General features: G+C 72.4%; 28 protein-coding genes and 1 pseudogene. 21 read left to right on the forward strand and 8 right to left on the reverse strand.

Features of this window, described 5'->3' with window-relative positions; all coding sequences use genetic code 11:
• On the reverse strand, positions 1 to 476 hold a 476-nt coding region (locus EAD96_RS04060; protein WP_199733059.1), incomplete at its 3' end, for a hypothetical protein.
• Between the two features lie 105 nt (positions 477 to 581).
• Here EAD96_RS04060 and EAD96_RS04065 point away from each other — a divergent pair.
• The 7 genes from EAD96_RS04065 (at position 582) to EAD96_RS04095 (ending at position 6856) form a co-directional block, all read left to right on the forward strand.
• A complete protein-coding gene (locus tag EAD96_RS04065) occupies positions 582 to 1583 on the forward strand; it encodes an ABC transporter substrate-binding protein (protein WP_120570856.1) in 1002 nt (333 codons plus the stop codon).
• Positions 1580 to 2395 carry a siderophore-interacting protein gene (locus EAD96_RS04070; RefSeq protein ID WP_120570857.1) on the forward strand — a complete coding sequence of 272 codons (816 nt, stop codon included), beginning with the start codon at positions 1580 to 1582 and terminating at the stop codon, positions 2393 to 2395. The genes EAD96_RS04065 and EAD96_RS04070 overlap by 4 nt, the downstream gene beginning before the upstream one ends.
• Complete coding sequence (locus tag EAD96_RS04075; RefSeq protein ID WP_233585420.1) at positions 2385 to 3374, forward strand: iron ABC transporter permease; 990 nt, start codon at positions 2385 to 2387, stop codon at positions 3372 to 3374. The genes EAD96_RS04070 and EAD96_RS04075 overlap by 11 nt, the downstream gene beginning before the upstream one ends.
• Positions 3371 to 4390, forward strand: a complete 1020-nt coding sequence (locus EAD96_RS04080) for an iron chelate uptake ABC transporter family permease subunit (protein ID WP_120570858.1) — start codon at positions 3371 to 3373, stop codon at positions 4388 to 4390. Before EAD96_RS04075 ends, EAD96_RS04080 begins: the two co-directional genes overlap by 4 nt.
• Complete coding sequence (locus EAD96_RS04085; RefSeq protein WP_121683321.1) at positions 4387 to 5163, forward strand: ABC transporter ATP-binding protein; 777 nt, start codon at positions 4387 to 4389, stop codon at positions 5161 to 5163. The genes EAD96_RS04080 and EAD96_RS04085 overlap by 4 nt, the downstream gene beginning before the upstream one ends.
• Before the next feature lie 87 nt (positions 5164 to 5250).
• Positions 5251 to 5580 (forward strand): cupin domain-containing protein, encoded by a 330-nt coding sequence (locus EAD96_RS04090; RefSeq protein WP_121683322.1) that lies wholly within the window; start codon positions 5251 to 5253, stop codon positions 5578 to 5580.
• A gap of 172 nt (positions 5581 to 5752) precedes the next feature.
• Positions 5753 to 6856 carry an FUSC family protein gene (locus tag EAD96_RS04095; protein WP_121683385.1) on the forward strand — a complete coding sequence of 368 codons (1104 nt, stop codon included), beginning with the start codon at positions 5753 to 5755 and terminating at the stop codon, positions 6854 to 6856.
• 19 nt (positions 6857 to 6875) lie between these two features.
• Here the strand turns inward: EAD96_RS04095 and EAD96_RS04100 are convergent, their stop codons facing one another.
• Positions 6876 to 7949 carry an XdhC family protein gene (locus tag EAD96_RS04100; RefSeq protein WP_121683323.1) on the reverse strand — a complete coding sequence of 358 codons (1074 nt, stop codon included), beginning with the start codon at positions 7947 to 7949 and terminating at the stop codon, positions 6876 to 6878.
• A 116-nt stretch (positions 7950 to 8065) separates the two neighbouring features.
• Between EAD96_RS04100 and EAD96_RS04105 the strand changes: the two genes are divergently transcribed.
• The 8 genes from EAD96_RS04105 to EAD96_RS04140 are packed head-to-tail and all read left to right on the forward strand — an operon-like array spanning position 8066 to position 16242.
• Entirely contained in the window at positions 8066 to 8938 is an 873-nt protein-coding gene (locus tag EAD96_RS04105; RefSeq protein ID WP_121683324.1) for a xanthine dehydrogenase family protein subunit M, read from the forward strand.
• A gap of 2 nt (positions 8939 to 8940) precedes the next feature.
• On the forward strand, positions 8941 to 9489 hold the full coding sequence (locus EAD96_RS04110) for a (2Fe-2S)-binding protein (protein WP_121683325.1): 549 nt from the start codon (positions 8941 to 8943) through the stop codon (positions 9487 to 9489).
• Entirely contained in the window at positions 9486 to 11876 is a 2391-nt protein-coding gene (locus tag EAD96_RS04115) for an aerobic carbon-monoxide dehydrogenase large subunit (protein ID WP_121683326.1), read from the forward strand. The genes EAD96_RS04110 and EAD96_RS04115 overlap by 4 nt, the downstream gene beginning before the upstream one ends.
• 11 nt (positions 11877 to 11887) lie before the next feature.
• On the forward strand, positions 11888 to 12757 hold the full coding sequence (locus EAD96_RS04120; RefSeq protein ID WP_121683327.1) for an XdhC family protein: 870 nt from the start codon (positions 11888 to 11890) through the stop codon (positions 12755 to 12757).
• Between the two features lie 8 nt (positions 12758 to 12765).
• Positions 12766 to 13338, forward strand: coding sequence for an NTP transferase domain-containing protein (locus EAD96_RS04125; RefSeq protein WP_233585423.1), 573 nt, complete (start codon positions 12766 to 12768; stop codon positions 13336 to 13338).
• Positions 13335 to 14204 (forward strand): MoxR family ATPase, encoded by an 870-nt coding sequence (locus tag EAD96_RS04130; protein WP_121683329.1) that lies wholly within the window; start codon positions 13335 to 13337, stop codon positions 14202 to 14204. The genes EAD96_RS04125 and EAD96_RS04130 overlap by 4 nt, the downstream gene beginning before the upstream one ends.
• Positions 14201 to 15010, forward strand: a complete 810-nt coding sequence (locus EAD96_RS04135; protein ID WP_121683330.1) for an SRPBCC family protein — start codon at positions 14201 to 14203, stop codon at positions 15008 to 15010. The genes EAD96_RS04130 and EAD96_RS04135 overlap by 4 nt, the downstream gene beginning before the upstream one ends.
• On the forward strand, positions 14992 to 16242 hold the full coding sequence (locus tag EAD96_RS04140) for a VWA domain-containing protein (protein WP_233585425.1): 1251 nt from the start codon (positions 14992 to 14994) through the stop codon (positions 16240 to 16242). The genes EAD96_RS04135 and EAD96_RS04140 overlap by 19 nt, the downstream gene beginning before the upstream one ends.
• Here EAD96_RS04140 and EAD96_RS04145 read toward each other — a convergent pair.
• Together EAD96_RS04145 and EAD96_RS04150 are read right to left on the reverse strand one after the other, a co-directional pair.
• On the reverse strand, positions 16167 to 17123 hold the full coding sequence (locus EAD96_RS04145) for a LysR family transcriptional regulator (RefSeq protein ID WP_121683331.1): 957 nt from the start codon (positions 17121 to 17123) through the stop codon (positions 16167 to 16169). The two genes, EAD96_RS04140 and EAD96_RS04145, sit on opposite strands and share 76 nt — an antisense overlap.
• A gap of 164 nt (positions 17124 to 17287) precedes the next feature.
• Positions 17288 to 18055 carry a helix-turn-helix domain-containing protein gene (locus EAD96_RS04150; protein ID WP_199733060.1) on the reverse strand — a complete coding sequence of 256 codons (768 nt, stop codon included), beginning with the start codon at positions 18053 to 18055 and terminating at the stop codon, positions 17288 to 17290.
• Between the two features lie 80 nt (positions 18056 to 18135).
• Between EAD96_RS04150 and EAD96_RS04155 the strand changes: the two genes are divergently transcribed.
• A complete protein-coding gene (locus EAD96_RS04155) occupies positions 18136 to 18513 on the forward strand; it encodes a nuclear transport factor 2 family protein (RefSeq protein ID WP_121683332.1) in 378 nt (125 codons plus the stop codon).
• A 6-nt stretch (positions 18514 to 18519) separates the two neighbouring features.
• Here EAD96_RS04155 and EAD96_RS04160 read toward each other — a convergent pair whose 3' ends face one another.
• A complete protein-coding gene (locus tag EAD96_RS04160; protein ID WP_121683333.1) occupies positions 18520 to 19485 on the reverse strand; it encodes a YafY family protein in 966 nt (321 codons plus the stop codon).
• 56 nt (positions 19486 to 19541) lie between these two features.
• Between EAD96_RS04160 and EAD96_RS04165 the strand changes: the two genes are divergently transcribed.
• The gene (locus tag EAD96_RS04165) at positions 19542 to 20282 is read left to right on the forward strand and encodes an alpha/beta fold hydrolase (RefSeq protein ID WP_121683334.1); all 741 of its coding nucleotides are present in this window, start codon (positions 19542 to 19544) and stop codon (positions 20280 to 20282) included.
• A gap of 401 nt (positions 20283 to 20683) precedes the next feature.
• On the opposite strand, the gene EAD96_RS04175 is transcribed toward EAD96_RS04165, so the two are convergent.
• Positions 20684 to 21580, reverse strand: a complete 897-nt coding sequence (locus EAD96_RS04175; protein WP_121683336.1) for a hypothetical protein — start codon at positions 21578 to 21580, stop codon at positions 20684 to 20686.
• Positions 21577 to 21960 carry a PadR family transcriptional regulator gene (locus EAD96_RS04180; RefSeq protein WP_121683337.1) on the reverse strand — a complete coding sequence of 128 codons (384 nt, stop codon included), beginning with the start codon at positions 21958 to 21960 and terminating at the stop codon, positions 21577 to 21579. The genes EAD96_RS04175 and EAD96_RS04180 overlap by 4 nt, the downstream gene beginning before the upstream one ends.
• 92 nt (positions 21961 to 22052) lie before the next feature.
• On the opposite strand from EAD96_RS04180, the gene EAD96_RS04185 reads away from it, so the two are divergent.
• A complete protein-coding gene (locus tag EAD96_RS04185) occupies positions 22053 to 23300 on the forward strand; it encodes an NAD(P)/FAD-dependent oxidoreductase (protein WP_121683338.1) in 1248 nt (415 codons plus the stop codon).
• Between the two features lie 8 nt (positions 23301 to 23308).
• Positions 23309 to 23797 carry a MarR family transcriptional regulator gene (locus tag EAD96_RS04190; protein WP_233585427.1) on the forward strand — a complete coding sequence of 163 codons (489 nt, stop codon included), beginning with the start codon at positions 23309 to 23311 and terminating at the stop codon, positions 23795 to 23797.
• A gap of 25 nt (positions 23798 to 23822) precedes the next feature.
• Here EAD96_RS04190 and mraY read toward each other — a convergent pair whose 3' ends face one another.
• A complete protein-coding gene (gene mraY / locus EAD96_RS04195) occupies positions 23823 to 24926 on the reverse strand; it encodes a phospho-N-acetylmuramoyl-pentapeptide-transferase (protein ID WP_121683339.1) in 1104 nt (367 codons plus the stop codon).
• A gap of 158 nt (positions 24927 to 25084) precedes the next feature.
• On the opposite strand from mraY, the gene EAD96_RS04200 reads away from it, so the two are divergent.
• Together EAD96_RS04200 and EAD96_RS04205 are read left to right on the forward strand one after the other, a co-directional pair.
• Positions 25085 to 25294 (forward strand): hypothetical protein, encoded by a 210-nt coding sequence (locus tag EAD96_RS04200; RefSeq protein WP_120570865.1) that lies wholly within the window; start codon positions 25085 to 25087, stop codon positions 25292 to 25294.
• Positions 25295 to 25330: 36 nt separating this feature from the next.
• Positions 25331 to 26035 (forward strand): annotated as a pseudogene (locus EAD96_RS04205) (TIGR04222 domain-containing membrane protein); the annotation flags it as partial.
• Positions 26036 to 26043: the final 8 nt, after the last annotated feature.

Here is a 26043-nt window from a genome sequence, read left to right on the forward strand (position 1 = left end):
GGCCGGGGGGCGAGCCCGGCCATGACGCGGCTGCGGGCGGCGGGGGCGTCGCGTTCGTCGTAGCCGGCGGTGGCGAGCGTGAGCACGAGCCGAACGGCCTCGGCGTCGATGGTGGCGACGCCGGCCCCCAGCCCGTCGAGGGCGTCGGGCACCTCGCGCAGGCAGATCCGGTAGACCGTCTGCCGGTCCGCCGCGTGCACCTCGTGGGTGACGGCCCGGTGCACCCAGAAGACCTCGTCCGGCCCGAGGAAGGTCGTGTGCGGACCGTGGCGGGCGGAGAGCAGACCGTCGGGTGACCAGTAGAACTGGTGCAGGAAGTCCTCCCGGTTCTCGGCGAACGCCAGCCGGGTCACCGACCGGTAGCGCAGGAGGAGGATGCCGTCGGGGCGACCCAGGCCGTAGCCGAACTCCTCGCAGCTGACCGGATCCGCCGTGATCGGGCCGGTGACCATCACGCTCTGACCTCTCCCCGACATCGGTTGACCTCTCGGCGACATTCCGCCCACAGAAGTAAGGCTAGCCTAAGCTCTGCAGCCCAGCGGGGCTGCACCTCTGTGTTGAGAACCCGAAGGAACTGGCAGATGTCCGTACGACAGCACTGGCGCGTGATCGCCGCCGCCGCGGTGACGCTCGCCGTGGTCACCGGTTGCGGATCCGACGGCGGCGACTCCGCCGCGAAGTCCGGCGACGCCGCGACCCGCGTCTTCGCCGCCGACAACGGCGAGATCACGATCCCGGTCGACCCCAAGCGGGTCGTCGCCACCGGCTACGCCGTGCCGGTCCTGATCGAGGCGGACGCCGCACTGGTGGGGATCTCCAGCTGGAAGCGCGGCCTGGCGCTGATGACCGAGCAGGACCGGGCCACCTACGAACGGCTGCCGAAGGTCGCCGGCGAGGCCGCTGCCGAGACCAACTACGAGGCCGTCGCCGCCGCCAAGCCGGACCTCATCGTGATCGGGGTGCCGAAGCCGGCTCTCGGCAGCATCGACATGAAGCGGCTGGAGAGCATCGCGCCGGTCGTCGCGATCGGCCCCACCACGCCCGCCGCGTGGCGCGAGCTGTCCCGCCGGCAGTCCGACGCCGCCGGTCGCGGCGCGAACTTCGAGGCGGCCAAGGAGGCGTACGAGAAGAGGGCCGCGGAGCTGAAGGACAAGTACGGCGCCGCCCTCGCGGGCCTGAAGTTCGGGCACGTCGGCAGCTACGGCGAGATCGCCAAGGGCACCTTCCACCGCGAGTTCGCCGGCTCGTGGGGCACGAACATCGCCCAGGACGCGGGCGTGACCTACTACGGCGAGGTCAAGGAGAAGGGCGGCGGCGGGCTCGACGTCACCGAGTACCCGGCGATCGAGGAACTGCCCACGAGCCTCGGCGAGGCCGACGCCATCACGTACACGTTGCAGCCCGACGGCACCCCCGCCGAGGCGGTGAAGCAGGTGCTCGACTCCGCGCTGTGGAAGAACCTGCCCGCGGTCAAGGCCGGCCGGGTGTTCGGGTTGCAGTACACGGAGGCGGCGACGTACGAGTCGGCCCTCCGGACGCTCGACTCCGTCGACAAGGCATTCGCGCCGCTGCTGGCCCGATGACAGTCGACCGTCACGACCCGGCCGGCCGGGTCGCCGCCCACCACCGCGCGGGCAGTGGCACGGTCCGGATCGGCTACCCGATCGACGTACGCGAGGTCCGGGTCGTCGCCCGGCGGCGGCTGACCCCGCGCATGGTGCGGCTGACGCTCGGCGGCCCGGCCCTCGCCGGTTTCCACACCTACCAGGCGGACGACCACGTCAAGCTCGTCTTCCCGGATCCGGACGGCACCCGGCGCGATCCCGTCCCGGACGGGCGGGGCATGCTCGACTGGCCCCGCCCGCTGCCGACCACCCGCAAGTACACGGTGCGCCGCTACGATCCCGCCGCCTGCGAGATCGACCTGGACTTCGTGCTGCACGACGGCGGTGTCGCCTCGGCGTGGGCGGACGCGGCGGCGGTGGGCGACGGGGTGACGATCGCGGGCCCGCCCGGCGCGAAGGCGTTCCCGCACAGCTACGACCACTACGTCTTCGCCGTCGACGCCACCGCTCTGCCGGCCGTCGCCAGGTGGCTGGAGGAGTCCCCGGCCGACGTGTCGGCGCACGTGGTCGCCGAGGTCGACGACCCGGCCGAACGGGACTACCCGCTCGCGCACCGCGACGGCGTGGCGGTGACGTGGCTGGTGCGCGCGGCCACCGGGTCCACGCTCGCGCAGCAGGTGGGGTCGCTGCGTCTGCCGGCCGGGCGGGCGTTCCTCTTCGCGGCCGGGGAGGCGAACGACATCAGGCCGTTGCGCGCCTGGAGCGCCGGCCGCCTCGACTCACTGATCACCGGGTACTGGAAGCGCGGAGTCGCCGGGCTTGAAGACTGACCTGTCCCGCCGGGCGGCGTTCCTGCTCGTGTCCGCCGCGCTGCTCGTCGTCGCGGCGGGTGCGAGCATGGCCGTGGGCGCGCGGCCGGTCGCGCCGGCCGAGGTGTGGCGGGCGCTGACCGACTTCGCGGCCACGACGGACCATCTCGTCGTACGCGACATCCGGCTGCCCCGCACGATCCTCGGCGTCTGCGTCGGCGCCGCCCTCGGCGCCGCCGGGGTGCTGATCCAGACGCTCACCCGCAACCCGCTGGCCGAGCCGGGCATCCTCGGCGTGACAGCCGGGGCCGGCTTCGCCATCAACCTGGGCGTGCTGGCGGGCGTCGCCGGGTCGCAGGCCGGGCAGCTCGTGCTCGCGGTGGCCGGCTCCGCGCTCGCCGCCGTCGCCGTCTACGCCGTCGGGCGGACCTCACCGCTGCGGCTGGTCCTCGCCGGAGTCGCGCTGAGCTGGGTGCTGATGGGCGTCTCGCTCGGGCTGCGGCTGGGCTTCCCGGACGTCTTCGACAGGTACCGGTTCTGGTCGGTCGGGGCGCTGGCCGGCGCCGAGCGGACGCCGCTGGTGCTGCCGGTGCTGGTGACAGTCGCCGCCCTGGCCGCCGCGATGGTCGCGACCCGGCCGTTGAACGCGCTCGCCCTCGGCGAGGACGTCGCCCACTCGCTCGGCGCGCACGTGACCCGGACCCGGGTCACCGTCCTGGTGCTCGTCACGCTGCTCACCGGCGTCGCCACCGCGGTCGCCGGCCCGATCGCGTTCGTCGGGCTGATGGTTCCGCACCTGGCGCGGCGGCTCGCAGTCGACTCGATCCCGTGGATCATGGCGTACGCGATGCTGCTCGGGCCGATCCTGCTGCTCGTCGCGGACGTCGGCTCGCGGGTCCTGCTGCCCACTGGCGAGGTCCCGGTGTCGATCGTCACCGCGTTCCTGGGCGCTCCGGTGCTGATCTGGGCGGTCCGCCGCTACGGGGCGGCGGCGCTGTGAGCACGGTGAGGCTGCGGGCGGGACGCCTCGCGGTCGAGGTCGAACGGCGCTCGGCCGTCGCCTCGGCCGGGCTGCTCACGGCCGCGGCGGCCCTCGCGCTGCTGACGCTGAGCCACGGACCGGAGTGGGCGACACCGGCGGAGGTGTTCGACGCCCTGTTCCAGGGCGGCGACTCGGCCTTCGTGATCCGGGAGTGGCGGCTCCCCCGGGTGGCCGCCGCGCTGGTCTTCGGCGCCGCGCTGGGCCTGGCCGGAGCGGTCTTCCAGAACCTGACCCGCAACGCGCTGGGCAGCCCCGACGTGATCGGCCTCGACGCGGGCGCGTACACCGGCGCGCTTGTCGCGATCACCGTGCTGAACGGCACCGCCGGGCAACTCGCGGCCGGGTCGGTGGCGGGCGGGCTGCTCGCCGCCGCGCTCATCTACCTGCTGTCGCTGGACTCCGGGCTCAGCGGCGTCCGGCTGGTCGTCATCGGCATCGCCGTCAACGCGATGCTGACCGCGCTCAACTCCTGGATCGTGCTGCGGGCCGAGATCGACGTGGCGCTCGCCGCGACCGGCTGGAACGCCGGTTCACTCAACGGCGTCGACTGGGCCGAGGTGCGGCTCCCGTTCGCCGTCATCGGCCTGTTCGTCCTCCTGCTCGCCGTGATCTCGCACGCCATGCACCAGGCGGCGCTGGGCGACGAGATCGCGCGCACCACAGGCGTACGCCTGGGCCGGCTCCGCCTGCTGCTGGTCCTGGCCGGCGTCGGCTGTACCGCGACAGTGACAGCGGTGGCCGGGCCGGTCGTGTTCATCGCGCTCGCCGCGCCCCAGATCGGTCGGCGGCTCGCGCGGGCCGCGGGTGTCCCACTGGTGCCGGCGGCGCTGACCGGCGCGGTGCTGCTGCTCGCCGCGGACCTCGTCGCGCAACTGCTGCTCGCGCCGGTCGCGCTGCCGGTCGGCGTGGTCACCACGGCGATCGGCGGCTGCTATCTCATCTGGCTGCTCGGCATGGAGGTGAAACGACGGTGACCAGCCGCCTGACCTCGGAGGACGTCACGCTCGGCTACGGCGATCGGGTGGTGTCGACGCGGGTGAGCCTGGCCGTGCCGGACGGCGCGTTCACGGCGATCGTCGGCCCCAACGCCTGCGGGAAGTCGACGCTGCTGAAGGCGTTCGTCCGGTTGCTCACACCGGCGTCGGGCACGGTACGCCTCGACGGCCGGGACGTCGCCGAGCACCGGCCGAAGCCGTTCGCCCGCCAGGTCGGCTTCCTGCCCCAGGGCCTCGTCGCGCCGGAGAACATCGTCGTCCGGCGGCTCGTCGCCCGGGGCCGCTACCCGCACCAGTCCCTGCTCGGCACCGGCACCGCCGCCGACGAGGAGGCCGTCCGGTCGGCGATGGCGGTTGCCGGCGTCACCGACCTGGCCGAGCGGCCCGTGGAGGAACTCTCCGGCGGGCAGCGGCAACGGGTCTGGATCGCCATGGTGCTGGCGCAGGAGACGCCGTACCTGCTGCTGGACGAGCCCACCACGTTCCTGGACATCACGCACCAGTACGAGCTGCTGGCGCTGTTCGCCAAGCTGCGCGACGAGGGACGCACTGTCGTCGCGGTGCTGCACGACATCAACCAGGCGTGCCGGTTCGCCGATCACATCGTGGCGATGAAGGCCGGCCGGATCGTCGCGCAGGGGCCGCCGGCCGACGTGGTGGACGCCGACCTGATGCGGGAGGTCTTCGGCCTGCCCAGCGTGGTGATGCCGAACCCGGTCACCGGCGCCCCGATGGTGGTGCCGACCGTCTAGCCGGAAGCCCTCGTCGGTATGCCAGAGTCGACCTGAGCCGGTTGGGCGGCTCGGGAGAAGCGGTACGACGAGAGGACGGGACACCTGATGCAGAAGTCATCCCTGACCGCGCTGGCCCGCGAGCAGCTGGAGCGCGCGCACACCTCCTCCAGCGGCCGCAGCAGCTCCACCGTCTACGGCGGTCACGAGCACAGGCTCCGACAGACGCTGATCGCGCTGACCGCCGGGCAGATGCTCAGCGAACACGAGAACCCCGGCGAGGCCACCGTGCACGTCCTGCGCGGCCGGGTGCGGCTCGGCGCCGGCGAGACATCCTGGGACGGCTCAGCCGGCGACCTGCTGATCGTGCCGGAACGCCGGCACACGCTGGAGGCGCTCGAAGACTCCGCGGTGCTGCTCACCGTCGCCAAGCGCTGACGGCCCGAACCCGGCAGGGCGGCCAGGCCGACCGCGACCAACCGCCGGGCGTGCCCCGGGTCCGTCGCCGGCCACCCGAACGGTTGAGCAGGTCACGGCCGGGGTAGTGGCCCTCCTCGCGAAGATCAAGCGGCGGCCGGTCCGGGTCCGCCCGGCGAGAGGGGCACCACCGGTGCGGACCTGGTTACGCGACGCCGTCGCGCGGCTGCGCGGCGACGGGATGACGGTGGTCGAGCTGACCGCCGCCGCTGTGGTCGCCTGGATCGTGGCGGCGGTGGTGATCCGTCACCCGGACCCGTTCTTCGCACCGACGGCCGCGCTCGTCGTGCTCGGCGAGTCCCGTGGTCGACGGCTGCGGCAGACCGTCGAGATCCTGCTCGCCGTGGCAGCCGCCGTCCTCGTCGCGGAGCTGCTGGTGTACGCGTTGGGCCCGGGCACCGAGACGGTTCTGCTGGTGCTGCTGCTGACCACCACGACGCTCGTGGTGATCGGGGCCCGCCGGGCCCTGGTCGTGCAGGCCAGCGTCTCGGCCATGTACCTGGTGGTGGTCTCCGCGCCGAACGGGACGCTGATGCCGTTCCGCTTCGTCGACGCGCTCATCGGCGGCGTGGTGGCACTGGGCGCCAGTCAACTGATGGCCGCCCGTGACCCGCTGGCGCCACTGGTGGCCCAGGCCCGCCGCAGCTACACCGATCTGGCCGACCTGCTCGACCAGGTCAACGCGGCCCTGCGCGGCTGCGACGAGGACGCCGCCCGCGCCGCGCTGGACCGGGCGCGGCAGGTGGACGACTGCGTCGCCGAGATGCAGGCCGCCGTGCTCGCCACCGGGGAGACGCTGCGGCTGGGACTGCGCCGCCGGCACCTGGGCAAGCTCGTCGAGGTGGAGGCCACGCTGCGGCAGCTCGACTACGCCGCCCGCAACATCCGCGTGCTGGCCCGAGCCGGCGTGACCCTGACCCGCCGGCACACCGCCACCCCGCCGGAGCTGGCCGCCGCGATCGGCGCGCTGACCTACGCCGTACGGTCGGCCGGTGAGGCCATGGCCCACGACCTCACCGGCGCCGACGCCGACCGGCACGCGCAGCAGGCCGACACGGCGGCCCTGGAGGCGGTACGGATCGCCGCCGGCCTGCTCCGGACCGATCCGCCGCTGCCGGTCACCATGATCGTCGGGCAGATCCGGGCGACCGCCATCGACCTGCTGCGCGGCGTCGGCCACGACGACGTGACGATGCTGGACCGGGTGGACGAGGCGCTCGGCCTGAGCCGGGGGTGACGAGTACGCTGCCGGCCGGTCAGCGGTGGTGGATCGGGGTGTCGAGGTCCGTCAGCCGCCGGCCGGAGCCTCCCGCGGCCAGGGCGACGAACTCGGCGGCGATCGCCACGGCGGTCTCCTCCGGCGTCCGCGCCCCCAGGTCGAGCCCGATCGGCGAGGAGAGCCGGGCGAGGGCGGCCTCGTCCACGCCCGCCTCGCGCAGGCGGCGCAACCGATCGGCGTGGGTGCGGCGGCTGCCCATCGCGCCGATGTAGCGGGCCGGGGTGCGCAGGGCGACCTGGAGCAGCGGGACGTCGAACTTCGGGTCGTGGGTGAGGACGCAGAGCACCGTCCGCTCGTCGACTGTCGTCGACTCCAGGTACGTGTGCGGCCACTGGACGACGAGGGCGTCGGCGTCGGGGAAGCGCTTGCGGGTGGCGAACACCGGACGGGCGTCGCACACCGTGACGTGATAGCCGAGGAAACGGCCGATCCGGGCCACCGCGACCGCGAAGTCGATCGCGCCGAACACGATCATCCGTGGTGGCGGCAGGTACGACTGGACGAAGACGGACACCTCGTCGTGCCGCTGCTGCCCGCGCGTACCGAGTCGGACGGCTCCGGTGGTGCCGAGGGCGAGCATGCCCTCGGCCTGCTGCGCCACCGCACGGTCCAGGTCGGCGTCGCCGAGAGTGCCGGCCACCCGGTCGGGCCAGACCACCAGCTGGGCTGTCCCGGCCGACGCCGTCGCCACCGGCTCGCCCGCGCGGATCGCGGCGAGCACCGCGTCGGGCTCGGTCAGCACGACGTCCGGCTGCACCAGGACCTCGATGGTGCCACCGCAGGTCAGGCCCACCGCGAAGGCGTCGTCGTCGCCGACACCGTAGGTCTCGGTGCGTGCCTGGCCGGTGCGTATGGCCTCCTGGCAGAGCTCGTACACCGCGCCCTCGACGCACCCTCCCGAGATGCTGCCGACGACCTCGCCGTCGGCGCAGACCGCCATGGCCGCGCCCGGCGGTCTGGGCGCCGACCTCCAGGTCCGCACGACTGTCGCGACGGCGAACCGGACGCCGGCGGCACGCCACGCGGTCAAGCCGTCGACGATGTCTCGCATTGCCGCACGATCCGTGAGCAGCAGCGGCACCGTCAACGCCGACCTAAGGACTTGCTTAGGTCGGCGTTGACTTCCGCGGGCACCGGCACCACATTGACGACTTCCGGAGGTGCGATATGCAGGTGCCGGCCCCGTTCGAGTACGAACGAGCAACCAGTGTGGACCACGCCATCAGCCTGATGGAACGGCTGGGCGGCACGTCCCGGCTGATCGCCGGCGGGCACAGCCTGCTGCCGATGATGAAGCTGCGGCTGGCCAGTTTCGACTATCTCATCGACATCAACGATCTCCACGACGAGCTCGGCTACATCGAGGCGGGTCCGGACGAGCTACGCATCGGTGCGCTGACCCGGCACCGGGAACTGCTCGAGTCCGCCACCCTGACGGCGGCCTTTCCGATCTTCGCCGACGCCGAACGGGTGATCGCCGATCCCGTGGTGCGCAACCGGGGCACGCTGGGCGGCTCGCTGTGCCAGGCGGACCCGTCGGAGGACCTGTCCGCGGTCTGCACCGCCCTGGACGCGAGCTGCGTGATCCGTGGGCCGGGCGGCGCCGAACGGGTGGTGTCCATGGAGGAGTTCCACGTCGGGCCGTACGAGACGGCCGTCGGCGACGGGGAGATCCTGGTCGAGATCCGGCTGCCGGTGCGGCCCGGCTGCGGCAGCGCCTACGAGAAGGTGGAGCGCCGGGCCGGGGACTGGGCGGTGGTCTCGGCCGGTGCGGCGGTCTGGCTCGACGGCGACGTGATCTCCGACGCCCGGGTCGGGCTGGCCGCTGTTGGTCCGAACACCACCGGTATTCCGGAGATCTCCGCGGCGCTGCGCGGGCAGGAGCCCAGCGAGAGCCTCTTCGAGCAGGCCGGTGCGATCGCCGCGCGCAGCTGCGATCCGGTCACCGACCAGCGGGGCAGCGCGGACTACAAGCGGCACCTGGCCGACGAGCTGACCAGACGGACCCTGCGCCGGGCCGTGCAACGGGCGAGGAGCTGAGCATGCAGGTCACCATGACCGTCAACGACGTCGAGGTCACCCGGGAGATCGAGGGTCGCCTGCTGCTGGTGCACTTCCTGCGCGACGTGCTGGGCCTGACCGGCACGCACGCGGGCTGCGACACCAGCAACTGCGGCACCTGCGTCGTGTGGCTCGACGGCGAACCGGTGAAGTCGTGCACCGTGCTGGCCGCGATGGCCGGCGGACACCGGGTGCGTACCGTCGAGGGCCTGGCGAAGGGCGCGGAGCTCGACCCGGTCCAGCAGGGCTTCATCCAGTGCCACGGCCTGCAGTGCGGCTTCTGCACCCCCGGCATGATGATGACCGCCCGCGCACTGCTCGACCGCAACCCGGACCCGACCGAGGCGGAGATCCGCGAGGCGATCTCCGGTCAGATCTGCCGCTGTACGGGCTACGCCACCATCGTGCGTTCGGTGCGCTGGGCCGCCGTACACGAGGCCAACGCCGCCGCCGCGGTCACCGAGACCACCGAATCACGCGAAGCCGGCGAGATCGACAACGCCGGCCGGCCCGCCGGGAGCGTCGTATGACGACTGTGCACGAGCGCGTGGACACCTTCCACGACAACGACCAGAAGCCGGTGGGATACGGCCGCATGCTGCGGAAGGAGGATCCGCGGTTCGTCCGCGGCCGGGGCCGGTTCGTCGACGACGTCCGGCTGCCCGGCATGCTGCACCTGGCCATCCTCCGCTCGCCGGTGGCCCACGCGCGGATCCTGAGCATCGACACGAGCGCCGCCGAGGCCTCACCCGGCGTCAAGGCGGTCGTGACCGGGGCGATGCTGGCCGAGCAGGGGCTGGCCTGGATGCCGACGCTCTCCAACGACGTGCAGGCCGTGCTCGCCACCGACAAGGTGCGCTTCCAGGGCCAGGAGGTGGCGTTCGTCGTCGCCGAGGACAAGTACGCGGCGCGGGACGCGCTGGAGCTGATCGACGTCGAGTACGACGTCCTCGATCCGGTCGTCGACGCCCGCCGCGCGCTCGAACCGGGCGCCCCGGTGATCCGCGACGATCTCGAAGGCAAGACCGACAACCACTGCTTCGACTGGGAGACCGGTGACGAGGCGGCCACCGCGGCCGTGTTCGCCCGGGCGGACGTCGTGGTCACCCAGGATCTGGTCTATCCGCGGGTGCACCCGGCGCCGATGGAGACGTGCGGGGCGCTCGCCGACTTCGACGCGGTCGACGGCAAGCTGCGCCTCTGGTCCACCACGCAGGCGCCGCACGCGCACCGCACCCTCTACGCCCTGGTGGCGGGAATCCCCGAGCACAAGATCCAGGTGATCTCGCCGGACATCGGCGGCGGCTTCGGCAACAAGGTGCCGATCTATCCGGGGTACGTCTGCGCGATCGTCGCGTCGATCGTCACCGGCAAGCCGGTGAAGTGGATGGAGGACCGCTTCGAGAACCTGATCAGCACCGGCTTCGCCCGCGACTACATCATGCGTGGTGAGATCGCGGCGACCCGTGACGGCCGGATCCTGGCCATCCGCACCGACGTCCTCGCCGACCACGGCGCGTTCAACGGCACCGCCGCGCCGGTGAAGTACCCGGCCGGCTTCTTCGGGGTCTTCACCGGCAGCTACGACATCGAGGCCGCGTACTGCAAGATGACGGCGGTCTTCACCAACAAGGCGCCGGGCGGTGTGGCGTACGCCTGTTCGTTCCGCATCACCGAGGCCGTCTACCTCGTCGAGCGGATCGTCGACTGCCTCGCCGACGAGCTGGGCATGGACCCGGCGGAACTGCGGCTGAAGAACTTCATCCGCCCGGAGCAGTTCCCGTACACGACGAAGACCGGCTGGGTGTACGACTCCGGCGACTACGAGCCGACCATGCGCCTCGCGATGGAGATGGCCGGCTACGCCGACCTGCGGCGCGAGCAGCAGGAGAAGCGGGCCCGGGGCGAGTTGATGGGCATCGGCATCGCGTTCTTCACCGAGGCCGTCGGCGCCGGCCCGCGCAAGAACATGGACATCCTCGGCCTGGGCATGGCCGACGGCTGTGAGCTGCGCGTGCACCCGACCGGCAAGGCCGTGGTCCGGCTCAGCGTGCAGTCCCAGGGCCAGGGACACGAGACGACGTTCGCGCAGATCGTCGCCGAGGAGATCGGCATCCCGCCGGACGACATCGACGTGGTGCACGGCGACACCGACAACACGCCGTTCGGTCTCGGCACGTACGGCAGCCGGTCCACCCCCGTCTCCGGCGCCGCGGCGGCCCTGGTCGCCCGCAAGGTCCGCGACAAGGCCAAGATCATCGCCTCCGGCATGCTGGAGGTCTCGGTCGCCGACCTGGAGTGGGAGAAGGGTTCCTTCCGGGTCAAGGGCGACCCGGGCAAGAGCGTGACCATCCAGGACATCGCGATGCGGGCGCACGGCGCCGGCGACCTGCCCGAGGGCGTCGAGGGCGGGTTGGAGGCGCAGATCTGCTACAACCCGTCGAACCTGACGTATCCGCACGGGGCGTACATCTGCGTGGTGGACATCGACCCCGGCACCGCGCAGGTCAAGGTGCGGCGGTTCATCGCCGTCGACGACTGCGGCACCCGCATCAACCCGATGATCATCGAGGGTCAGGTGCACGGCGGGCTGGCCGACGGAGTCGGCATGGCCCTGATGGAGATGATCGCGTTCGACGAGGACGGCAACTGCCTCGGCGCGTCGCTCATGGACTACCTGATTCCCACCGCGCTGGAGGTGCCCGACTGGGAGACCGGCTTCACAGTCACCCCGTCCCCGCACCACCCGATCGGCGCGAAGGGCGTGGGCGAGTCGGCCACCGTCGGCTCCCCGCCCGCCATCGTCAACGCGGTCGTCGACGCCCTCGAACCCTTCGGCGTACGGCATGCCGACATGCCGCTGACGCCGTCGCGCGTCTGGGACGCGATGCGCGGCAACGCCCGCCCGCCGATCTAGGGGAGGTGGCCATGACGACGATCGCCCGCCGTACGCATGATCTGACCGTCTCGCGCGCGCCGTTCGTGCACGCCACAGTGGTCCGGGCGCAGGACCCGACGTCGGCCCGGCCCGGCGACGACGCCGTGATCCTGCCGGACGGCACCATCGAGGGTTTCGTCGGCGGGATGTGCGCCGAGAACTCGGTGCGGACAGCCGCCCTGGACGCGCTCCGGGACGGCAACGCGCTGCTGCTGCGGGTCCTGCCGGACGGCGCGCCCGCCTTCCCCGACACGCCGGGGGCACGGGTCGTGGTCAACCCGTGCCACTCGGGCGGGGCGCTGGAGATCTTCCTGCGCCCGGTGCTGCCCGTACCCGTGCTGGGTCTGGTGGGTGACACACCGATCAGCGCGGCGGTGGCCACCCTGGCTGCCTTCCTCGACTTCGAGGTGGCCACGTCCGGTGACTTCTCCGGCGCGACGGCGGTCGTGGTGGCCGGCCTCGGCAAGGGCGAACAGGACGCCGTCCGCGCCGCGCTGGACGCCGGGGTGGGGCACGTCGCGCTGGTCGCCAGCCGGAAGCGCGGGGCGGCGGTGCTCGACGAACTGGCGCTGTCCGACGCGGAGCGTGCCCGGGTCCGGACCCCGGCCGGACTGGAGATCGGGGCGCGCTCACCGCAGGAGATCGCGCTGTCGATCATGGCCGAGGTGGTGCGGGCGCTCCGGGTGGACGGCCTCGCCGCCTCCTCCCCCGCGCCATCCGCGGCGCTCCCCCAGCAGGCAGTCGACCCGGTGTGCGGGATGACCGTCCTGGTCGGGCCGGACACCCCGCACGTGCGGATCGACGGCACCGACCACTGGTTCTGCTGCCCCGGCTGCCGCGACCGGCACGTGGCGGCGTAGCCGTGTTCGTGACCGGCCTGGTTCTGGCCGCCGGGGCGTCGGTGCGCCTCGGCGAGGCCAAGCAACTGCTGCCGTACCGGGGGCGGACGCTGCTCGACGCCACCCTCGACCTGGCCCGCTCGTGCGCCTTCGACCAGTTGCTGGTGACCCTCGGCGGCGCCGCCGACCTGGTCCGCGAGCGGGTGGACCTGACCGGGGTCCAGGTCGTCGAGAACGCCGAGTTCAGCACTGGTTGCGGATCGTCGATCCGCGCCGCGACGCAGGTGGTGGACCCGCGCGCCGACGGGCTCGTGCTCCTGCTCGGCGACCAGCCCGGCGTACGGGCCGCCGACGTACGCCGGGTCGCGGCGGCGACCACCCCGCTCGCGGTGTGCCGGTACACCGACGGCCTGGGGCACCCGTTCTGGTTCGCCCGTGACGTCCTGCCGGAGCTGCGTGTCCTGCACGGCGACAAGGCGGTGTGGAAGCTGCTGCACTCCGGCCGGCACCCGGTCACGGAGGTGCCGGTGGACGGGCCGGTGCCGATCGACGTGGACACCCGAGCGGACTACCGGCGGCTGCTCTCGGGCGAGGCGCGGTGAAGGATCCGCAGGCCGTGCGGCGCCGGCTGGACGCCGTCGACTACCTGGCCGACGACGGCATGGCGATGGCCGTCTTCCTCGCGCTGGAGCTGGGCAAGCCGCTGCTGCTCGAAGGTGAGCCCGGCGTCGGCAAGACCGCGGCGGCGAAGGCGCTGGCGCGGGCGCTGGACACGACACTGATCCGGCTGCAGTGCTACGAGGGCCTGACCCCCGGCGAGGCGCTGTACGAGTGGAACTACCAGCGGCAGTTGCTCGCCATCCGGCTGGCCGAGGCCCGGCACGCCTCGCTCACCGACGCCGACCTGTTCGCCGCGGAGTTCCTGCAGGAACGGCCGATCCTGCGGGCGGTACGCCACCCGGGACCGGTCCCGCCGGTGCTGCTGATAGACGAGATCGACCGGGCCGACGACGAGTTCGAGGCGCTGCTGTTCGAGTTCCTCGGCGAGTCCGGGATCACCATCCCCGAGCTGGGTACGTTCACCGCGACCACGCCTCCGGTCGTGGTGCTCACCTCCAACCGCAGCCGCGACCTGCACGACGCGCTGCGCCGCCGCTGCCTGTACCACTGGATCGACTTCCCGGAGCCGGGCCGCGCCACCGAGATCGTCCGGCGGGCCGTGCCGGGCGCCACCGAAGGGCTGATCCGCACGGCGACCGCCTTCGTCGGCGACGTACGCGCCCTCGGCCTGGACAAGGCACCCGGCATGGCCGAGGCCATCGACTGGGTCGCCGCGCTGTCAGTGCTCGGCGCCGCCGACCTCTGCGCCGACGACGTCGTCCGGACCATCGGCACCATCGCCAAGACCCCCGACGACCGCGCCGCCGTCGCCGCCGCGCTCGGCGCACACCAGGAGAGGCCGGCATGAAGATCACCAACGAGTTCACAGTCGACATCCCGATCGCGCGGGCGTGGGCGATCCTCACCGACCTGGAGGGCATCGCACCGTGCCTGCCGGGCGCCCGGCTGACCGGCGTCGACGGCGACGTCCACCAGGGCACGGTGAAGGTCAAGGTCGGTCCGGTCGTCTCCGAGTTCGCCGGCACCGCACGCTTCGTCGAGAAGGACGACAGTCGCTATCGGGGAGTGATCGACGCGAAGGGCCGCGACCGGCGGTCGGCTGCGAACGCGTCCGCCCTGGTCACCGCCCAACTGCGGCCGGACGGTCGGCGCACCGTCGTCAGCGTGGACACCGATCTGAAGATCTCGGGGCGGTTGGCCCAGTGCGGCAGCGGCATGATCAAGGAGGTGTCGGGCAAGCTGCTCGCCCAGTTCGTCGCCAACCTCGAGGCGAGGCTGGCGGCCGAGGAGACCGGCGACAGCACGGCCGGTGACCCGCACGAGGCCACCGCGCCTGACGCATCCGGGCCCGCACCCGCAGTCGCCGCCGCGACCGGCCCCGGCGCCTCCGCGGCTCGCACCCTCGCGGCCGAGGCGGCAGCGCCGAACACCGCCTCGCCCTCGTCCGCCACATTGCCCGAGTCCACAGTGGCCGGCACCCCGGTGGCCGCGTCGCCCTCCACGGGTCGACCGGATGCCGGCACCGCCGCCGAACCGGAGACGCTGGACCTGCTCGACGTCGCCGGTGGTGCCGTCGTCAAGCGCCTCGTGCCGGTCCTCGTCGGGATCGTCGTCGTCGGCGCGATGATCGCCTGGTGGGTCGCACGCCGGTGAGCGACGGTCTGCTGCGCGGCGTCGACCGAGCGGCGTTCGCGACGGCGTTCGCCGGCCGGTTGCGGCGGGCCGGCGTACCTGCCGGGCTCACCGAGGCCGGCGACTTCGTCCGGGCGCTCGGCGTGTGCACACCCGGGGAGACGACCGCGCTCTACTGGGCCGCCCGGATCAGCTTCGTGCGGCGGCACGCCGACCTCGCCGCCTTCGACCGCGTCTTCGCCGCTGTCTTCGTCGACGCGCCGCCGCTGCCGCTCACCCGGTCCGCGGCCCCGCCGGGCGCCCGTGACGACGTGCACCTGCCGGTGCCCGCCGACACCGACGACACCGGCGACGGTGGCGGGCTGCCGTGGGCGACGTTGCCGGCGCCCGTCGCCGAGGCGGAGCCCTCCGATGCCGGACTGCGGCTGCCCGAACGACGGCCCAGCGCCCTCGCCGGGCTCGCCGACCGGCCGTTCGAGGATCTCGACGGCGCCCAGCTCGAACTGCTCGGCGAGGCCCTGCGCGAGGCCGTCGCCCGCTGGCCGTCCCGGCGCACCAGGCGGCACGCCGTGGGCCCGGCCGGGCGCCGGGTCGCACTGCGTCCGACGATCGCCCGCGCCCGTCGCACCGCGTGGGAGCCCGTCGAGGTCGTCCGCGAGCGACCGGTACGCCGGCCGCGCCGGGTCGTGCTGCTGTGCGACGTCAGCGAGTCGATGCGCGCCCAGGCCCACGCGTACCTGCACCTGCTGCGGGCCTTCGCGGTGGCCGCCGACGCGGAGGTGTTCGCCTTCGCCACGACGCTCACCCGGCTCACCGTCGCGCTGCGGCACACGTCGGCGTCCGCGGCGATCGCGCACGCCAGCGCCGCCGTGACCGACCGGTTCGGGGGTACGCGCATCGCGACGAACCTGCGGGCGCTGCTCGCCTCCCCGCACGGCGAGGCGGTTCGCGGTGCGGTGGTGCTGATCGGCTCGGACGGCTGGGACAGCGACCCGCCGGCCGAGCTCTCCGCCGTGATGGCGCGGCTGAGCCGCCGTGCCCACCGGGTGGTCTGGCTGAACCCCAGGGCCGGCGCCCCCGGCTTCGCTCCCCTGGTGGCGGGCATGGCCGCGGCCCTGCCCTACTGTGACCGGCTCCTGCCGGCCGCGACGTTCCGGGACCTGCTGGACGCCGCCGATCAGCTCCAGAGCGTCACGTGCACCGAGGGCCGGAAACGGTTGACCGCGACGCCCACGCCGCGCATCATCGCCTGAATCGCCCGGGGCGTCGACGCGAAGCGGCACAGCTCGGCTGCCGCGGACGGAGTGCCGGGGGTGACGAGCACCAGCGAATGCCATGTCGCCTCGGCCGTCGCGTGCGCCCCTGACAACGCCACCAGTTGGCCGCCACGGACGTCCGGCGCGACGGTGAACGACAGCGCCGGCGCGATCCCCCGGCCGCGCTGGGCCTCACCCAGCGCTGCAGCGTGGCTCTGGAAGATCTGCTGCCGCTCCTCGGGCACACCGAGCCGGCGCAGCATCGCCGGGACAGCGCCCAGGGCGTTGGTGGCCGAAGGCCCGAGCAGCCAGGTCTGGTCGCGCAACTGTCCCGGTGACGCCGGCACACCGGCCAGCGGATGATCCGGGCCGACGACCGTCACGAGCCGGTAGTTCATCATGGGCCGGCAGGAGATCGCCGGTTCGGCCACCGGCGGCAGCGGCCCCATCGCGATGTCCGCGGCCCGGGTCAGCAGCAGCGACTCGAAGGAGCCGGGGTCGCAGACGCTCAGCTCGATGTCGAGGTCGGCGGCGCGTCTGGCGAACAGCTCGATCAGTCTCGGCGCGGCGAACTCGGCGAACTCGCTGGACGCGGCGACCCGCAGCATCCGGCGGCCGTGTGCCGCCGAACTGACCTCCAGGACCGTACGGTCCTGCAGCCCCAGCATCTCGGCCGCGCGGCTGGCGAGCCGCAGCCCGCCGGGGGTGAAGGCCAGCCCTGCCGCCGTCCGCGTGAACAGCTGATCTCCGAACTCCTTGCGCAGCTGCCCGATCAACAGCGAGACCGCCGGCTCGGAGACCTCCAGTTGCGCGGCGGCCTGCTTGACCGATCCCAGCCGGACGACAGCGACGTAGGCCCGTAGCTGCGTCGGAGTCATCGGCGTGACCGCCCTTCTGCGGCGCCGTGGACTGCTGCGGGCAGCCCGCGGTGTACCCCGATCATTCCCCGCGGATTGCCCCGCCGCCAGGGACAGCGCACCTCGGAGCGATCCGACCGGTACGCGGGGTGAGCGCCCGCGACTCGACAGCGGCTGACGGAACGCTACGTCGTGAAGTAGGCGGCACTCTCCGCGCCGGCCGGGTAGTAGGACTCGATCGCGATTTCGTCGATCGTGATGTCCATCGGGGTGCCGAATGTGGTGATGGTCGAGAACAGCCGCAACTCTCGTCCGCCGACGCGAAGGATCATCGGTATCACGACGTCCGGTTCGACCCGTTGACTCGACGTGTTCTGCGGTTCGGGCGCCAACAGTTCTTCGTAGAGCGCGGTCAGCTCGGGGTCGGGGGCAGTGGCGAGCTGGCGTGAGATCCGGGCGCGGAACACCGCGCGCACGTCGGCCAGGTTGACGACCATGCGCGCGAGCCCGCGCGGGTCCAGTCCCAGCCGTACCAGGTTGACCGGCGGCCGCAGCAGGTCAGGAGCCACCTGTGCGAAGAACGGGTCGACAGCGCGGTTGGTCGTCACGATGTTCCACCGGCGATCGAAGACCACCGCCGGGTAGGGCTCGTGGGCGCGGAGCACCCTCCGGACAGCGTCGTGGACGGCTGACAGTGCGTCGTGGTCCAGCGGACTCTCGGCGTACCGAGGTGCGAAGCCACCGGCGAGCAGCAGCCGGTTGCGATCCCGCAGCGGCACGTGGAGCTGATCCGCGAGTCGAAGGATCATGTCGGAGCTCGGCTTGGACTTACCGGTCTCGACCAGACTGACGTGACGAGCCGAGACATCCGCAGCGATCGCGAGATCCAGTTGGCTGAGTCCCCGGCGCTGCCGCCACTGCCGCAAGAGTTCCCCGACCGTGTGCACGGTCATGGAGCGTACTCATCGTCGAGTCGGACGCCATGAAATCCGAGTTCATCGACAATCGAAGCGGTCGCGCAAACACTGCATCCATGACCATGGAGAACCAGAGCATCGTCCAACGGGCGCTGGCAGGACTGATCGAGACGGGCGACGTCGATGCGCTCGCCCCCTTCCTTAGTGATGACTTCGTCCACCACAGGCCGGGTGCAACCACATCGACCAAGGTGGAGTGGCTCGCCGCCGTCCGCGCCGCGCTGGTACCGCTTGCCGGCATGCAGGTCGAGATCCATCAGGTGCTGGCCGACGGCGATCACGTCGTGATGTACTCGCGGCGCTGGCTTCCCGACGCAGGACCGGAGATCGCGGTCGTCGACATCTGGCGGATCGACGACGGGCTGATCGCCGAGGCGTGGGAGATCATCGAGCCGGTGGCCCACGTGACCGCCAACCTCGCGTGGTGGGTCTGACCACCTCTACCGAGCGTCGGCGTCGGCGTCGGCGAGCAGTCGGGCAGCCAGGGCCCGTACCTCGTCCTTGAGTTTCTCCGGTCGGTCGATCGTGAACGACCAGCCGAGTCCGGCGAGCATCTGTGCCGCGCCGTCGAGCCGTTCGGCCCGGGCGGTGAGGCGCACTCCGCCGGGAACCTCGGTGAGCGTGCCGACCGAGAGCGGGATCCGTCGCTGGGCCTGCTCCAGGCTGGTGTGCAGTACCACGGAGATGTCGTGTGCGTACGGCACGGCTGCCAGACCGGTGAGTACCTGCGCCGTGGGATCGAAGCCGGCCGGAATGTCGAACCTGCCCGGGGTGGGGCGGGCCGTCCCGATGCGGTCGAGCCGGAACGTCCGTACGGCCCGGCGGTTGTGGTCGTGGCCGGTGACGTACCACCGGCCGGCGTGGAATACCAGCCCGTACGGGTCGAGCCGGCGCTCGCCGGACTGGCCGCGCCACGTGGTGTAGGTGATGCTCACCGGTTGCTGATGCCGGGCCGCTTCGGCGAGCACCAGCAGCACCTCGATGCCGGGCGGGGCGGACTTCCGTACCCGTGCGGTGAAGTCCACGGTCTCCAGCAGCGAATCGATCCGCCGGGCGAGAACGGCCGGCAGCACCCGGCGGATCTTCGCGGTCGCGCTCTCGGCGGCCGCGCCTTCGGCGGTGACCAGCCCGGCCCGGCCGGCGGCGACGAGCCCGAGCATGACGGCGACCGCCTCCTCGTCGGTGAGCATGAGTGGCGGCAGCTTGTATCCGGGGGCGAGCCGGTACCCGCCGTAGCGGCCGCGCCGGGCCTCGACCGGGATGCCCAGGTCGGCGAGGTGCGCGGCGTATCGGCGGACGGTGCGCTCGTCGACGCCCAGCCGACCGGCCAGGTCGGCGACGGTGAAGCCGCCACCGGCCTGGAGGATCTCCAGCAACGCCAGTACGCGCGCGGTCGGCCGGGTCAAATCCCCACTCCTCATCCGGGCGGAACCTGTCCGGTATTGATCGTAGCGTGTCAGGCATGACGACCTTCGTACTGATTCCCGGGTTCTGGCTCGGCGCATGGGCCTGGCGCCCGGTCACCGCCGCCCTGCGCGGGCACGGCCACGAGGTGTACCCGCTGAGCCTGACCGGCCTGGGCGAGCGCGCCCACCTGGCCCGCCCGGACACCGACCTCGACGTCCACGTCACGGACGTGGTCAACCTGCTGCGCTACGAGGACCTGCACGACGTGGTCCTCGTCGGGCACAGCTACGCCGGCGCGGTCGTGACGACAGCCGTTGCCGACCGCATGACCGACCGCATCGCCCAACTGGTCTTCGTCGACACCGGCCCGCTACCCGACGGCGCGGCGAACGCCGATTTCAGCCCGCCCCAGGAGCGTGAACGCAACGCGGCGGTGGTCGCCGAACACGGCGACGGCTGGCGGCTGCCACCCCCGCCGTGGGCCGAGCTGGCGAGCGCGGCAGACGTCGATGAGTCGGTCGTCGCGTTGCTCGATGAGCGGTCGGCGGCCCAGCCGTGGGCGACTGCCACCACCCCGGTACGGCTCACCGGGGCGTGGGAGAAGCTCCCCCGCCTCGGTGTGCTGTCGAGCTTCACCGCCGAGCAGGCACGCGAGATGGCCGCCACCGTGCCGCTGTGCCGGCACATGGCCGGCGATTCGTGGCGGTACGCGGAACTGCCGACCTGGCACTGGCCGATGCTGAGCCGACCGGTCGAGCTGGCCCGGATCCTGCACGAAGCCAGGCCCACGGCATAGCCCGCGGTGCCCGGGTGACCTCGCGCCGAGGTCACCCGGGCACCGATACGGGAGGTCACGACGAGGGCCAGAGATCGGTCGGGAGCGAATTGTCAGGTTTCTGCGCTCCCTGCTGACACGAGGAGGAGCGCGACCCGATGGGCGACGGCCAACGTCCGAGACCATTGAACCGCCGCTACGGGCCTGATTCACCCGGCGCCACCCTGATCAGGAGCATGGCCCCGTGTGGGCGTTGAGTCTCCTTCTGGGGCTGCTGGTGGTATTGGCGATCACCGCGGCCACCGGCTACTTCGTGGCGCAGGAATTCGCGTACACGTTGACCTACCGCGCCGGCGGCCTGCCCGCTCCGGCGAATCGCGCATCAGCTGACGCCGGTCATGACCGGACCGCCCGCTTGTTGGTCAGGCGCGGGTGCGCTGCCGCTGCCGCGTCGACACGACCGCGACGACAGCCATGAGGACCGCGACGACCAGCGACGGCAGTGCATCGGGCCGGCGCAGCAGTTCCCCCGTCAGCCCGGCGTTGTCCAGCTGGTGCAGCGTGCCCAGCAGCAGGGTGGGGACGACCGCGATCAGCAGCCGCTGGTCGGCGGTCGCCACCCACAGGAAGGCGGCCACGCCGGCGACCACCATGGCGGCGGCGACGATCCGCGGGGCCGCGTCGACCATGCGGAGGCCGCCCGCGGGGATCAGGTGCAGGGCGAGGACGCCGGCGGTGACCAGGACGGCGTTGGCCCGGGGCGCCGGCGGCACGTCAGCCGGACGCCGCAGGCCCAGCACGATCAGGGGCGCGGCGACGACCGGCGCCCACCACTGCGGCAGGCCGTTGAGGAACAGGTACTGGGAGATCGCGGTCGGCACCACGGCCGCGGCGACCGCCAGGACGGCGGCGGTGCGGGTACGGCCCGCGACGAGCGCCACCAGCGCCGCGATCAGCACGACCTCGTGGACGCCCTGATTCCGCAGGACGGTCAGGGGGTCCGAGAGTCCGCCGTACTGGAACGCCTCGACGATGTCGTCCAGGCCGATGAGCACACCCAGCGCCAGCGCCGCCAGGGCGCCGAGGTGGATGCCCTGCCAGAACAGCACGGCGGCGGGCCGGGGCGCGGTGCTGCCGCCGTGCACCCGCAGGGCGCCCCGGACGAGCGAGGCCGCCTCTCGGAGGCTGGGCCAGCGACGGTCGGTCGGTTCGTCGCCGATCAACGTGTCGATCAGCTCGTCGGCGCGTTCGCGGCGGTAGCCGGCCGGGTAGGCCCGCAGCAGCAGGCGGTAACGCTTCTCCAGAACATCGGAACTCATGCTGGTCTGATCCTCGCGGTAGAAGGTTGAAGGGCGCTTGCCTGCGATGTGACCCGGCGTGGCAGGCGGTCCATGACCACCCGCGCGGCCTGGGCGAGCCGGTCGGCCTCTTCGGTGAGTACGCGACAACCCTCGTCGGTGAGCCGGTAGTAGCGACGGGCACGCCCGTTGACGATCTCCTCCCCGTCGGCGGTGACGAGTCCCTCGCCGAGCAGCCGGTCGATCACCGAGTACAGCGATCCGGCGGCGAGGGTCACCCGCCCGTCGGACAGCTCGGTCACCCGCTTGATCACGGCGTAACCGTGGAGCGGCCCGCCGAGCAGGGCGGCGAGGACGAAGTACGACGGTTCCCGTAGCGCGGGACGCGAAGCAGATCCCATGCCGCCGAATATACAACCACCTTGAGTATCCGTCCAAGGTGACTGTTCACTGTGCCCCTTGCTCAAATTACCTTAATGGTTAAGGTAATCGGATGAGCGCATCGACCGACTTCTCCGTGGCGATCGCCGGCGCCGGCCTCTCCGGCCTCTGTCTCGCCCAGTACCTGACGCGTGCCGGCGTCGACGTGCACGTCTACGAGCGGGACCCCGGCCCCTTCGTCCGGCGGCAGGGCTACCGGATCATCCTCGACCGGTACGGGCTGGCGGCGTTGCGCGAGAGCCTGCCCCGCCCGCTGTACCGCCTGGCGCTGACCACCGGCGACGAGCCCGGCGGGCACCTGCGCTTCACCGACCGACGGCTGCGGGACGCCTTCACGATCACCTTCAAGGACGATCCGCACGAGACCCGTCAGGTGGACCGCCTGACGCTGCGGTCGATCCTCCAGTCCGGGCTGGACGGGCGCATCCACTACGGCAAGGCCGCCGTCGCCGTGGACAGCGGCGGCCCGGCCGGGCTGCGGCTGCGGTTCTCCGACGGCAGCGCCGCCGCGGCCACAGTCGTGGTGGGCGCCGACGGCGTCGGTTCGGCGCTACGCGCGCAGCTCATGCCGGACGCCGACCCCGCGGACACCCCGATGGCGGGCATCTACGGCCGGTCGCCGCTGTGGCGCGACGGCGCGAGCGTCATCCCGGACGCACTGCGCACCAGCGGGGTCCTTGCCATCGCCGACCGGCCGGGCAGCGCCTTCTTCTTCACCTCCATGCGGTTCGGCGAGAGCCCACGGGAGGCGTTCACACGCCTCGCGCCGGGCAGCTACGCCCCCACCGGCGACGACTACGTCATGTGGGCGCTGCTGCTCCGGCGGGACGAACTGCCTCCCGGCGTACGCGGCGACCTGCGGGCGCTGTGGCACGTGGCGTCCCGGATGAGCATCGACTTCCACCCGCTCGTCCGGCGGCTCGTCGACACGGCCGAGCTGGACGCCACGGTGCTCAACCTTTTCGCCACCGGCCGGCGGCCGCACCGGTGGGCGGTGCCCCGGGCGACGATGATGGGCGACGCCGTACACGTCATGCCGCCGTTCGGCGCCCACGGCGGCAACACCGCGCTGCGCGACGCCGCCCTGCTCGGCCACAGGCTGGTCGAGGCCCGGAGAAACGGCACGTCCGTGGAAGAGGCGATCGCCGGCTACCAGGACGAGATGGTGCCGTACGCCTTCCACGCCGTCGACGACGCCGCCAGGCTGATGCGCCGCCTCACCGGAGGCGCCGCGGCACCGCACTGGGTGCTGACCCGCGTGCTACCTCGGCTGCACCGGGTCACCGTGCCGGAGGCATGATTGCCCGCATGTCCCACGATCCGGCCCGCGCCTCCGCGATCGCCGACCTCATGCGCGCCGGGCGGGAGACGTCGCGGCTGTCCACCGTGCTCCGGTACGCCATCGCGGAACGGCTCGGCCTCGCCGTGAGCGACCTGGAGTGCCTGGACTTCCTGGCGGACGTCGGATCCGCCACGGCGGGACAGATCGCCGAGCGGACCAACCTCACCACCGGCGCGGTCACCAGTATGGTCCGCCGGCTCCAGCAGGCCGGCTACGTGACGGCCGAACGCGACCCGGCCGACCGGCGGCGGGTCGTCGTCACCATGCGACCGGAGCGGATCGCCGACCTGGAGCGACCGTACGAGCGTTTCGCCGAGCGGGCGGAACGGCTCGTCGAGGGCTACAGCGCCGAGGAGGTCGGGCTGCTGGTCCGGCACCACGGCCGCCTGCAGGAGATGTACCTCGCCGAGCTGGACCACCTCCGTGACGACGGCACCAGGCAGCGGCCCGCCTGAGCCGGCGTCTCCTGTCGCTCTGCCGCTATCCCACAGTCGCCAGGAAGTCCGAGTAGAACAGGCCCAGGCCGGCCGCGACGCAGACGCCGGCCACGATCCAGAACCGGACCACGATTGTCGACTCGCTCCACCCGGCCAGCTCGAAGTGGTGGTGCAACGGCACCATCCGGAAGACGCGTCGTCCGGTGGTCCGGTACGAGACGATCTGGATCACCCAGGTCGTGGTGATGATGACGAAGAGCCCGCCGATCAGGATCGAGAGCAGCGTCGTACGGGTCACCACCGCGAGCCCGCCGATCAGGCCGCCCAGCCCGAGCGCGCCCACGTCACCCATGAAGATCCGCGCCGGGGACGTGTTCCACCACAGGAAGCCCACGCAGGCGCCGGCCGCGGCTGCCGCGATCATGGCGATCTCCAGGGGATCGCGGACCTGATAGCAGTACTCGTTCACGCGCGCGTACCCGTCGTCTGCGCACCAGTGCCGGTACTGCCAGAAGCCGATCAGCGAGTACGCGCCGAGCACCAGGATCGACGCGCCGGTGGCGAGGCCGTCGAGGCCGTCGGTGAGGTTCACCCCGTTCGACATCGCCGTGATCACGAAGATGAAGACCATGACCGCGCCGACCTTGCCGACGTCCAGCCAGCTGATGTCGCGGATGAGCGAGATGTGCTCGCTGGCCACGGTCTGGCCGTTGGTACTGGGCACGTACAGCGCGGCCACGCCGAACCCGCCGCCGACGAGCGCCTGGCCGAGCAGCTTGCCCTTGGCCGACAGCCCGTCGGAGTTGCGCCGGCGCACCTTGAGGATGTCGTCGAAGAAGCCGACCGCGCCGCAGAAGACGAACAGCCCGAGCAGCACCAGGGCCGTCATGGTGGGCCCCTCCTGCGCGATCTGCCGTTCGGGCAGGGTGGTCAGGGCGAGGTGCCCGGCGACGTACGCGAGGACCGTCGCCACGATGAAGACGACGCCGCCCATCGTGGGCGTGCCCACCTTGTGCTCGTTGCTGGCGAGCCCGATGGACCGGATCGGCTGACCGGCCTTCAGCGCGGTGAAGACGCGAACCGCCACCGGCGTGCCGAACAGGGAGATGACGAACGCGACAGCGGCCGCGACGATGACCGCCCTCACCGGCGGACCTCCGCGAGGTCCGGATCTCGTACCGCGTCCCCACCGCTCTTCGCGAAGTCGTCGACCACGACACGTGAGCTTGCCATCCGGCGGCGGACGGAGCAGCCCCCTGACCGTCACCACGCCGAGGCTGGCGCGTACGCCGTAGCGTCGACGGCATGAGAACGATGGTGGTGTCACTCGCGATGATGCTGGTGCTGGCGCTGGCGCTCGTCGTCTTCGTCGCCCGGCGCGACCGGACGAGGCGCCCGTCGGACGAGGACTCGGCTGCGGTTCACCAGGCCCGCGCCGACCAGCACCGGCACGACGCGCAGCGGCAGGTCGCGTCGGGCCTCGCCGAGCGGCACCGCAACCCGCCGAGCACGTAGGCGCGACCGGCGGACGCGGTTGCGCGTACCCCGGATCCTGAACGCATGGGCGACGCGGAGACACTTGCGGCCACCGAGATCGGCTTGCTGCAGGGCGGTGACCGGGCAGCGGTGGTCGCGGCGCTGGCCATGCTGAACGCGCGCGGGGTCCTGGCGGCAGGAGCCGGCCGGGTCCGCCGGACCGGGTCGCTTCCGCCGGAGGCCGAACCGCTGGAGCGGGCGCTGTACGCCGCCCTCTACGGATCCGTCGGCCCCGGGGAACTGGCCCGGCAGAAGCGCGTCCATCGAGCGCTCCGCGACGTGCGACGGAGCCTGGCTGCGCGAGGTCTCGCCCGGACGCCCGGCCGACGGGTGCTGCTGCCGATCCTGCTGGTGGTGCTGCCCCCGGCGTTGCTCGTGAAGCTGGTGGCGGCGGGAACGGTCGGCGTGACCCAGGGACTGGTGGCCGTCGTGATTCTCGTGGGAGTCGCCGTGTGGTCGCTGCCCCTCCGTACCGTCGCCGGAACGCGAGCCCTGGCTGCCGCCCGGGCACGACACGGCGACCTCCTCGAACGAGCCGATCTGGAACCGGCCGAGGTCGGCCTCGCGGTGGCGCTCTTCGGCACCCCCGCGGCGCAGGCGCTGATGCCGCGGTTCACCCGGGACGCCGGCCTGCTCGACGGCGGCCGCAGTTCACACCAGGTCGACAGCCGCCTCGACTCGTCGCCGTGGGGCACGAACACCAGCAGCTTCTGGAACTGACCGGCCGC

This window comes from Micromonospora sp. BL1 (genome assembly GCF_003667485.1).
Taxonomy (GTDB): domain Bacteria; phylum Actinomycetota; class Actinomycetes; order Mycobacteriales; family Micromonosporaceae; genus Micromonospora; species Micromonospora tulbaghiae.

Bases quoted from the DNA above. Each gene is read 5' to 3' on its own strand.
- EAD96_RS04065 (WP_120570856.1), top strand. From the start codon at position 582: ATGTCCGTACGACAGCACTGGCGCGTGATCGCCGCCGCCGCGGTGACG.
- EAD96_RS04070 (WP_120570857.1), top strand. From the start codon at position 1,580: ATGACAGTCGACCGTCACGACCCGGCCGGCCGGGTCGCCGCCCACCAC.
- EAD96_RS04090 (WP_121683322.1), top strand. From the start codon at position 5,251: ATGCAGAAGTCATCCCTGACCGCGCTGGCCCGCGAGCAGCTGGAGCGC.
- EAD96_RS04100 (WP_121683323.1), bottom strand. From the start codon at position 7,949: ATGCGAGACATCGTCGACGGCTTGACCGCGTGGCGTGCCGCCGGCGTC.
- EAD96_RS04105 (WP_121683324.1), top strand. From the start codon at position 8,066: ATGCAGGTGCCGGCCCCGTTCGAGTACGAACGAGCAACCAGTGTGGAC.
- EAD96_RS04110 (WP_121683325.1), top strand. From the start codon at position 8,941: ATGCAGGTCACCATGACCGTCAACGACGTCGAGGTCACCCGGGAGATC.
- EAD96_RS04115 (WP_121683326.1), top strand. From the start codon at position 9,486: ATGACGACTGTGCACGAGCGCGTGGACACCTTCCACGACAACGACCAG.
- EAD96_RS04120 (WP_121683327.1), top strand. From the start codon at position 11,888: ATGACGACGATCGCCCGCCGTACGCATGATCTGACCGTCTCGCGCGCG.
- EAD96_RS04135 (WP_121683330.1), top strand. From the start codon at position 14,201: ATGAAGATCACCAACGAGTTCACAGTCGACATCCCGATCGCGCGGGCG.
- EAD96_RS04145 (WP_121683331.1), bottom strand. From the start codon at position 17,123: ATGACTCCGACGCAGCTACGGGCCTACGTCGCTGTCGTCCGGCTGGGA.
- EAD96_RS04150 (WP_199733060.1), bottom strand. From the start codon at position 18,055: ATGACCGTGCACACGGTCGGGGAACTCTTGCGGCAGTGGCGGCAGCGC.
- EAD96_RS04155 (WP_121683332.1), top strand. From the start codon at position 18,136: ATGACCATGGAGAACCAGAGCATCGTCCAACGGGCGCTGGCAGGACTG.
- EAD96_RS04165 (WP_121683334.1), top strand. From the start codon at position 19,542: ATGACGACCTTCGTACTGATTCCCGGGTTCTGGCTCGGCGCATGGGCC.
- EAD96_RS04175 (WP_121683336.1), bottom strand. From the start codon at position 21,580: ATGAGTTCCGATGTTCTGGAGAAGCGTTACCGCCTGCTGCTGCGGGCC.
- EAD96_RS04180 (WP_121683337.1), bottom strand. From the start codon at position 21,960: ATGGGATCTGCTTCGCGTCCCGCGCTACGGGAACCGTCGTACTTCGTC.
- EAD96_RS04185 (WP_121683338.1), top strand. From the start codon at position 22,053: ATGAGCGCATCGACCGACTTCTCCGTGGCGATCGCCGGCGCCGGCCTC.
- EAD96_RS04190 (WP_233585427.1), top strand. From the start codon at position 23,309: ATGTCCCACGATCCGGCCCGCGCCTCCGCGATCGCCGACCTCATGCGC.
- EAD96_RS04200 (WP_120570865.1), top strand. From the start codon at position 25,085: ATGAGAACGATGGTGGTGTCACTCGCGATGATGCTGGTGCTGGCGCTG.